The 7,936-nt window shown below is 74.5% G+C and carries 7 protein-coding genes; 3 read left to right on the top strand and 4 right to left on the bottom strand.

Going from position 1 to position 7,936, the window contains the following annotated elements:
• Positions 1 to 134: 134 nt before the first annotated feature.
• On the bottom strand, positions 135 to 1,139 hold the full coding sequence (locus HHX33_RS34230; protein ID WP_182878189.1) for a carboxymuconolactone decarboxylase family protein: 1,005 nt from the start codon (positions 1,137 to 1,139) through the stop codon (positions 135 to 137).
• Positions 1,140 to 1,333: 194 nt separating this feature from the next.
• On the opposite strand from HHX33_RS34230, the gene HHX33_RS34225 reads away from it, so the two are divergent.
• Both HHX33_RS34225 and HHX33_RS34220 read left to right on the top strand, forming a co-directional pair.
• Positions 1,334 to 2,509 carry a sensor histidine kinase gene (locus HHX33_RS34225; RefSeq protein ID WP_182878188.1) on the top strand — a complete coding sequence of 392 codons (1,176 nt, stop codon included), beginning with the start codon at positions 1,334 to 1,336 and terminating at the stop codon, positions 2,507 to 2,509.
• Entirely contained in the window at positions 2,506 to 3,180 is a 675-nt protein-coding gene (locus HHX33_RS34220; RefSeq protein WP_182878187.1) for a response regulator, read from the top strand. Before HHX33_RS34225 ends, HHX33_RS34220 begins: the two co-directional genes overlap by 4 nt.
• Positions 3,181 to 3,216: 36 nt before the next feature.
• Here the strand turns inward: HHX33_RS34220 and metE are convergent, their stop codons facing one another.
• A complete protein-coding gene (gene metE / locus HHX33_RS34215) occupies positions 3,217 to 5,478 on the bottom strand; it encodes a 5-methyltetrahydropteroyltriglutamate--homocysteine S-methyltransferase (protein WP_182878186.1) in 2,262 nt (753 codons plus the stop codon).
• Positions 5,479 to 5,626: 148 nt separating this feature from the next.
• Positions 5,627 to 6,478: a helix-turn-helix transcriptional regulator gene (locus HHX33_RS34210; RefSeq protein ID WP_182878185.1), complete on the bottom strand. Its 852-nt coding sequence runs from the start codon at positions 6,476 to 6,478 to the stop codon at positions 5,627 to 5,629.
• 84 nt (positions 6,479 to 6,562) lie between these two features.
• On the opposite strand from HHX33_RS34210, the gene HHX33_RS34205 reads away from it, so the two are divergent.
• Positions 6,563 to 7,345: an SDR family NAD(P)-dependent oxidoreductase gene (locus HHX33_RS34205; protein WP_182878184.1), complete on the top strand. Its 783-nt coding sequence runs from the start codon at positions 6,563 to 6,565 to the stop codon at positions 7,343 to 7,345.
• Between the two features lie 25 nt (positions 7,346 to 7,370).
• On the opposite strand, the gene HHX33_RS34200 is transcribed toward HHX33_RS34205, so the two are convergent.
• Positions 7,371 to 7,712, bottom strand: coding sequence for an MmcQ/YjbR family DNA-binding protein (locus tag HHX33_RS34200; RefSeq protein WP_117408795.1), 342 nt, complete (start codon positions 7,710 to 7,712; stop codon positions 7,371 to 7,373).
• Between the last annotated feature and the right edge of the window lie 224 nt (positions 7,713 to 7,936).

The following is a 7,936-nucleotide window of genomic DNA, read 5'->3' as shown; positions in this document are numbered from 1 at the left end:
GCCTTGAACCTCCGTACGTTGATCCACCTCGGGCTCACCCACGCCGACGGCGCCTGGGCTCTCAAGTCAGCCACCGCCTGATGTCCTCCACCGACAGCCCTCACCAAGATTTTCAGTGATCTTCTAGGCCGGGCCTAAGCCCTGGCGGCGACCCCCGCCTCGACCCGCTCGACGGCGGAGATCGCCCCGAACGCCAGCAGCCGTACGAGGTCCGCGTCGGAACGGCCGCGCCCGGCCTCCCGCCACGCGGCGACGTCCGCGTCGGTCACCCGGTACGGCGCGAGGGCGGCGAGCAGCGCGAGCCGGGCGGCCGGGCGCCGCGCGGGGGCGACGTCCGCGAGCGGCCCGGCCGGCCACCCGGACAGCGGGGGATGCCCGCCGTCCCAGACGGCGACGGCCTCCAGGACCGCCTCCACCGCCTCGTCGTCCAGCAGGGCGGCCCCTTCTCCCGCGCAGGCCAGCAGTGCGGCGAACGCGGCGCCCATCGGCGCGCCCGCGGCCCAGCCGGGATCCCGGTACGCCGGCAGCCCGCGCAGCAGGGGCAGCGCCTCCCCGCGCGGCAGCCTCCGGCGCACCGCTCTGGACAGGGCTCCGCCGCCCAGGCGGCGCACCAGCCGGGACCGCTGCAGACCGGCCGGCAGGAGGTCGGCGGTGAGCAGGGACGACACCATGCGGTTGATGAAGTGGAACGCGAGCGCGGTGCCGATGTGTTCGGCGGCCTGCTCCGGAGGGCACGGCGGCGTGCGCCCGCCGCCGGTCGTGCCGGTGGCCCAGTCGAAGAGCCGCGCGTGCTCCGGATCCGGCGGCCGTTCGCCTCGCGCGAGCGTCTCGGCCAGCCGGTGCTCGCCGGTCGCGTGCAGGAGCATGGTGTGCGCGTCCACGCAGAACGGACATTCGTTGGCCAGCGAGACCCCGGCGGCGACGACCTCCTTGGCCGCCCTGGGCGCCTCGCCCACGAGCAGCGACTCGCGCAGCAGCGCCCAGGTGGCGGCCAGCACGTCCGGCGCCGGCGACAACGTCAGGAAGAGCGGCATCCGGGTCATACCGAAGTCGCGGGCGATCTGGTGGTAGACCTCCGCCACCCGCCCGGTGGCCGCCTCCACGGGCACGGGGGTCACATAGCGGTACGGCGTCGGCATATCGGCCTCCCTGGGATTGAACTGTCCGGCGCCGATCCTGCCGGTCACGGCCCTCCGAGTCGTCGTACGGCGGGAGAGTCCGCGGGCCGCTCCCCCGGCAAGTGAACACGGCCCGGCGTACTCCAGCGGGAGTAGCGCCCGAAGGGTCCGCCGGGAGGAGGCGGACGAACCGGACGCGGTTTACGCTTCGGGACATGGAGCGTGATCGCGGCCTGCGGCCGTACGCCGAGGACGGGGCGGCGGCGGCCGTCCTGGCGGCGCTGCTCGTGGCCGGCACCCTGATCCCCGGCGCCCCGAACAGCCCGGCGCGGGTGGGGGTGATCGGTTATCTCCTCCTGGTGGGCGGGTGCGCCGCCGTGACCGCGCGGCGGGCCGCGCCGGTCGCGGCGATGGCCGTCGCGACGGCCTGCATGTTCGGCTACGCCCAGGTGGTGTATCCGGAGACCGCGCCCACGTTGCCCGTCCTGATCACCGTCTACTCGGCGGCGAGTGCCGGGCGGCGTGTGTGGGCGCTGTCGGCGAGCGCGGTCTACCTCGGCGGCGCCCTGCTGGCGGAGCTGGCCGACCTCGGCACGCGGACCCCGCGCGAGGTCCTGGACCGGACCGGTCTGCTGGTCGGCTGGTTCGTCGCGGCCAACGTGGCGGGCATCGTGTCGCGGCAGCGCCGGGCGTACCTGCGCCAGGCCGAGCAGCGGGCCGCCGAGGCGGAGCGCACCCGCGAGGAGGTCGCGCTGCGCCGGGCGGGCGAGGAGCGGCTGCGCATCGCCAGGGAGTTGCACGACTCGCTCACCCACAGCATCTCGATCATCAAGGTGCAGGCGGGCGTGGCCGTCCACCTGGCGCGCAAGCGGGGCGAGGAGGTGCCGGCCGCGCTGCTGGCGATCCAGGACGCGAGCGCGGACGCCATGCGTGAGCTGCGCGCGACGCTGGAGGTGCTGCGCGAGCCCGGCGAGGAGGACGGCGGCGAGGAGGACCGCGCCGGGCGGATCGGCGAGCTGGTCGAGCGGGCCCGGTCGGCGGGCGTGCCCGCCACGCTGGCGGTCACCGGCACGCCCCGCCGCCTGCCGCCGGAGGTGGATCTCGCCGCCTACCGGATCGTGCAGGAGGCGCTCACCAACGTCGCCCGGCACGCGGGGCCCGCGTCGGCCTCCGTACACGTCGGTTACCAGCCGGACGCCCTCGTCGTACGCGTCGAGGACGACGGCCGGGGCGGGACCGGCGCCGCGGACGCGGCACATGAGCCGGGGGTGGGACTCACCGGCATGCGCGAGCGGGTGTCCGCGCTCGGCGGGCACATCCAGGCCGGCCCGGGAGCGGGGGGCGGCTTCCGCGTCCACGCCGAGCTTCCCCTGCGGGAGGGAGCGGCGTGATCAGGGTGCTGCTGGTGGACGACCAGGCGCTCATCCGGGCGGGCTTCCGGGCGCTGCTCGACGCCGAGGACGGCGTGGAGGTGGTCGGCGAGGCGGGCGACGGCGCCCAGGGCCTGGCCCTGGCCGAGCGGCACGTGCCCGACGTCGCCCTCGTCGACATCCAGATGCCCGTGATGGACGGCATCGAGACGACCCGGCGGATCGCCGCCGATCCCCGGCTGGCCCCCACGCGGGTGGTGATCCTCACGAACTACGGCCTCGACCGGTACGTCTTCGACGCGCTGCGGGCGGGCGCGAGCGGGTTCCTGCTCAAGGACACCGATCCGGTGGAGCTTCTCCAGGCCCTCAGGGTCGCCGCGCGGGGCGACGCCCTGCTCTCCCCCGCCGTCACCCGGACACTGATCAGCGAGTACGTCTCCCGCCCGCCGGACGCGGCGCCGGCGGCCACCCTGGACGCGCTCACCAACCGGGAGCGGGAGGTCGTCGCCCTGGTCGCCCGCGGCCTCACCAACGAGGAGATCGCCGCCCACATGGTGATCAGCCCCTTCACCGCGAAGACCCACGTGAGCAGGGCGATGACCAAGCTGGGCGCGCGCGACCGCGCCCAGCTCGTCGTCTTCGCCTACGAGTCCGGCCTGGTCTCGCCCCGGCGTCCCGCCTTACCGCGGTGAACGGCCTCGGCCGTGCATTCACCGAGGGGTGTGCCGCTACCGAGGGGTGTGCCGCTCGCGGAGGCGGGCCGCGGCCTCGGCCACGTTGGCGAGCGCGGCCTCGACCTGCTCGTGCGACCGGGTCTTCAGGCCGCAGTCGGGGTTGACCCACAGCCTGTCGGCGGGCACCACCCGCAGGGCCTCCTCCAGGAGCCGCTCCACCTCGTCGGCGCCCGGCACGCGCGGCGAGTGGATGTCGTAGACCCCGGGGCCGAGCCCCCGGCCGAAGCCGCGGCCGTCCCCACCGGCGACCCCGCCGGCCATCACAGCGAGCACCCGGCCACGTGAGCGGGCCGACTCGACGCTGGTCACGTCCGCGTCGAGTGCGTCGATCGCGGCGAGGATCTGGTCGGCGTCCGAATAGCACAGGTGCGTGTGGATCTGGGTGTGATCGCCCGCGCCGGAGGTCGCCCAGCGGTAGGCCGCGACGGCCCACTCCAGGTAGGCGGCCTGCCCGGCCCGGCGCAGCGGCAGCAGTTCGCGCAGGGCCGGCTCGTCGACCTGGATCACCCCGATGCCCGCCTCCTCCAGGTCGCGCACCTCCTCTCGGACGGCGCCGGCGACCTGGAGGACCACGTCGCGCAGCGGCAGGTCGTCGCGGACGAACGACCACGCCACGATCGTGACCGGGCCGGTGAGCATGCCCTTGACCGGCCTGCTCGTCAGCGACTGCGCGTACCGCGCCCAGCGCACCGTCATCGGCTCCGGCCGCCGCACGTCGCCGTGCAGGATGGGCGGCCGGGTGCAGCGCGAGCCGTACGACTGGACCCAGCCGTGCCGGGTGACGGCGAAGCCGTCGAGATGCTCGGCGAAGTACTGCACCATGTCGTTGCGTTCGGGCTCTCCGTGCACGAGGACGTCCAGCCCCAGCCGCTCCTGCACCGCGATGACGTGCTCGATCTCGGCGCGGACCATGTCCTCGTACGCCGCCTCGCCGATCTCCCCGGCCGCCAGCGCCGCCCTGGCCCGGCGCAGCTCCCCCGTCTGCGGGAACGAGCCGATCGTGGTGACCGGGAGGAGCGGCAGCTTCAGGCGCTCGGCCTGCGCCGCCGCCCGTACGGCGTAGGGCGCCCGGGTCTCTGTCACCCGGGCCCCGGACGTGGAGGGCCGCGCCTGCGGCGCGGGGAGGCGGGGGACGTCGGCGCTGGGCTCTTCGACGAGCAGGTGCGCCAGCTCGACCACCTCGGCGACCTTCTGCTCGGCGAACGCCAGCCGGCCCCGCAGGGCGGGATCGAGGCCGGTCTCCCGCTCCACGTCGTACGGCACGTGCAGGAGCGAGCACGAGGTGGCGACCACGACCTGTCCCGCCCGCTCCCGTACGGCGTGCAGCGTGGCCAGTGCCCGGTCCCGGTCGGTGCGCCACACGTCCCGGCCCGACACGACACCGGCGACGATCGTCTTGCCGGCCAGGAGACCCACGTCACCGGGCGTGCCCCGGACGAGATCCAGGGCCACGGCCTCGACCGGCGTCCGCGCCAGCACGGGCAGCGCCTCGCCGAGGTCCCCGAAGTAGGCGGCGACCAGAAGCGCGGGCCGTTCCGCCAGCCCGCCGAGCCGGCCGTACGCCGCCTCGACCGCGGCGAGTTCGGCGGGAGTCCGGTCGGCGACCAGCGCGGGCTCGTCGAGCTGCACCCACCCGACACCCTCCGCGGCGAGCAGGCCCAGCAGGCGTCCGTACACCTCGACCACGTCGTCCAGCCGGTCGAGCGGCGCGAAGCCGTCCGGGCTTCCCGCCGCCGCCTGCGACAGCAGGAGGAACGTCACCGGCCCGACCAGCACCGGCCGCGTCTCCAGGCCCAGCGCGCGAGCCTCGCGGACCTCCGAGAGCGGCTTGGCGGCGTCGAGGGAGAAGACCGTCTCCGGGCCGATCTCAGGGACGATGTAGTGGTAGTTGGTGTCGAACCACTTGGTCATCCGCAGCGGGGGCAGCCCCTCGGCGCCGCGGGCCATCGCGAAGTAGGCGGCCAGGTCGTCGACGTGCCGGTAGCGCTCAGGAACCGCGCCCAGCAGCACGGCCGTGTCGAGAACGTGGTCGTAGTAGGAGAAGGTGTTCGACGGCGACCCGCCCAGACCCAGCTCCGCCAGCCGCCGCCAGGTGTCCTCCCGCAGCCGCCGCGCCACCTCCTCCAGGGCCGCGCGGTCCGAACGGCCCTCCCAGTACGCCTCCAGCGCCCGCTTCAACTCCCGATCGGGCCCGATCCTCGGATACCCCAGCACGGTCGATTCCGGAAAAGGCGATGCGGGAAAAGACGACGTCATCACGGCTCCTCGCTCCGTCGAACAGGACGCCCCGCATCCTCCCCTCGCCCGGTTCCGCCGCGACGGATTCATCACCCACGCTTATGGATCATGTCGGGGTCGTCCTGAACGGCCGTGGGCATCGATAAGGCGGCGTGAACGGCGCGGCTCAGCGAGGGGCGTCCATCCGCTGGGTGCCGATGACCGACAGCAGCCGCAGCGCCTCCTCGGACGGCGAGCCGGGGACGGCGGTGTAGATCACCATCTGCTGGTCGCGGTCGGCGATGTCGAGGGCGTCGCAGCTGACGGTGACCGGGCCGACCATGGGGTGCCGGAAGGTCTTGCACAGCGTCGGCGGGCCCTCCACCTCGTGGGACGCCCACAGGCGGGCGAACTCCGGGCTCCCCGCGAGGAGCTCGTCCACCAGCCCGGTCACCTCCGGCGCGCCGGGATAGCGGGCGGCGGCGGCGCGCAGCCGCCGGGCCGCGTGGCGGGCGAACGCGTCGGCATCGGAGACTCCGTACAGGCGCCGTCCCCCTTGGTGCGGCCCGAGGAACACGCGGCGCACCAGGTTGCGGTCGCGCCTCGGCAGAGCCGAGAAGTCCTCCATCAGGGCGGCCGCCAGCTCGTTCCACGCGAGCACCTCGAGCGTCGCGGAGGTCACGAACGCGGCGGACTGCGGCAGTCTCCGGAGCAGGTCCAGGATGCTCTGCCGCACCTCCCGCGGGGGCCCCGGCGGCGGGGCGGCCGGGGCGCCCGCGAGGTGGTGGAGGTGGGCGCGTTCGGCGTCCGACAGGCGCAGCGCCCGGGCCAGCCCGGCCAGCACCTCACGGGACGGGCGCGGACCGCGGGCCTGCTCCAGCCGCGTGTAGTACTCGGTCGAGATGAACGCCAGCTGCGCCGCCTCCTCACGGCGCAGGCCCGGGGTGCGCCGCCTGGTCCCGGCGGGCAGTCCCACGTCGGCCGGGCTGATCCGCTCGCGCCTGCTGCGCAGGAAGGCGGCCAGTTCTCGTCGGTCCATACCTCCAGTGTGCCTGGGGCGCGGAGGCGATCCAGGTACCGCCGGTGCCTGGATGGGCCGCGCCCACCGGCGCAGGCTCTTCGCATGGACAACACACGTACCGGTGCGGGCCTGCTGGCCGGCAAGGTCGCCTTCGTCAGCGGCGGCGGACGCGGAATCGGAGCCGCGGCGGCGCGGCTGTTCGCCCGGGAGGGCGCCCGCGTGCTGCTCGCGGCCCGGACGGAGGCCCAGCTCAAGACGGTGACCGAGGAGATCCGGGCGGCGGGCGGCACCGCGGACCACGTGGTGTGCGACCTGGCCGACGCGGCCAGTGTGCGCGCCGCCGTGAGCCGCGCCGTGGACCTGTACGGCCGGCTCGACGTCGCCTTCAACAACGGGGCGACGGGCCAGCGGCGGCCCGGCCCGATGGACGGGATGCCCGAGGCCGACTTCGACCACCTCTACGCGGTGAACCTCAAGGGCGTCTGGCTGGCCATGGTCGCCGAGGTGGAGGCGATCCGGGCCACCGCCGGCACGGGCGCCATCGTCAACAACTCGTCCGTCGGCAGCTGGGGCGGCAATCCCGAGCTGCCGGCCTACGGCGCGATGAAGCGGGCGGTCAACAGCCTCACCGAGTCGGCCGCCGTCACCTACGGCCCCGAGGGCATCCGGGTCAACGCGATCGCTCCCGGCAACACGCTCACCGAGATGATCCGCGAGTGGGAGGCCAGATCCCCCGGACTCCAGGAGCGGCTCACGGCGATGACGCCGCTGCGCCGCGGAGCCGACCCGGCCGAGATCGCCGAGGCCGCCGCCTGGCTGCTGAGCGACCGCTCCTCCTTCGTGACCGGCGCCGTCCTGCGGGTCGACGGCGGCGCCCGGGTCTGAGCGGAGCCGAGGGTCGGAGCGGGGGTCAGAGCGAGTCGTACGCGGCGGCCACCTTCTTGGGGACGACCATCCGCCAGGCGTCGGTGACGAGCTCCCGCATCTCGGCCACGTCGATGGCCGCCAGCCGGACCCTGACCCACTGGTAGCGCTCGTCCGAGGGCAGGGGCATGAGGAACTTCTCCGGCTCGGCGGCCACGAGGGCCGCCCGTTCCTCCTTGGGGAACCCGAAGCCCATCAGGGTCTCGTCCGGGGACACGGAGGCGTACACGATGCCCCTGACCCGGAACTTCACGTGGTCGCGGACCAGTGCCTCCTCGGTGCGCGGCAGCGCCCGCGCGACCTGCCGGACGTCGTCGGCTGTGACCATCGGATGCTCTCCTTCCGTCGCCGACGAAGGTAGCCGCCGCCACCGACATTCCGGCCACCCGGCAGCGGGGTGCCCCGCGACACGCGTCGCGGGACACCCCGGATGGGTCAGGACTGGTTGAAGAGGGAGAGGGTGAGGGTGGAGTGGTATTCGCCGGCGGCGACGTCGACGGGGGTGCGCAGGGCGAGGTCGGCGTTGACCTTGGAGGTGCCGATCTCGGTGGC

The organism is Microbispora sp. H10670, from assembly GCF_014161385.1.
GTDB lineage: Bacteria > Actinomycetota > Actinomycetes > Streptosporangiales > Streptosporangiaceae > Microbispora > Microbispora triticiradicis.
Note: the sequence above shows the minus strand (reverse complement) of the source record. Positions and strands in the feature narration are given on the sequence as shown.

What these genes read in the sequence shown, in the direction of transcription:
- metE (WP_182878186.1), bottom strand. Translation starts at nt 5,478, where the DNA reads ATGACGTCGTCTTTTCCCGCATCGCCTTTTCCGGAATCGACCGTGCTG.
- HHX33_RS34230 (WP_182878189.1), bottom strand. Translation starts at nt 1,139, where the DNA reads ATGCCGACGCCGTACCGCTATGTGACCCCCGTGCCCGTGGAGGCGGCC.
- HHX33_RS34210 (WP_182878185.1), bottom strand. Translation starts at nt 6,478, where the DNA reads ATGGACCGACGAGAACTGGCCGCCTTCCTGCGCAGCAGGCGCGAGCGG.
- HHX33_RS34225 (WP_182878188.1), top strand. Translation starts at nt 1,334, where the DNA reads ATGGAGCGTGATCGCGGCCTGCGGCCGTACGCCGAGGACGGGGCGGCG.
- HHX33_RS34200 (WP_117408795.1), bottom strand. Translation starts at nt 7,712, where the DNA reads ATGGTCACAGCCGACGACGTCCGGCAGGTCGCGCGGGCGCTGCCGCGC.
- HHX33_RS34205 (WP_182878184.1), top strand. Translation starts at nt 6,563, where the DNA reads ATGGACAACACACGTACCGGTGCGGGCCTGCTGGCCGGCAAGGTCGCC.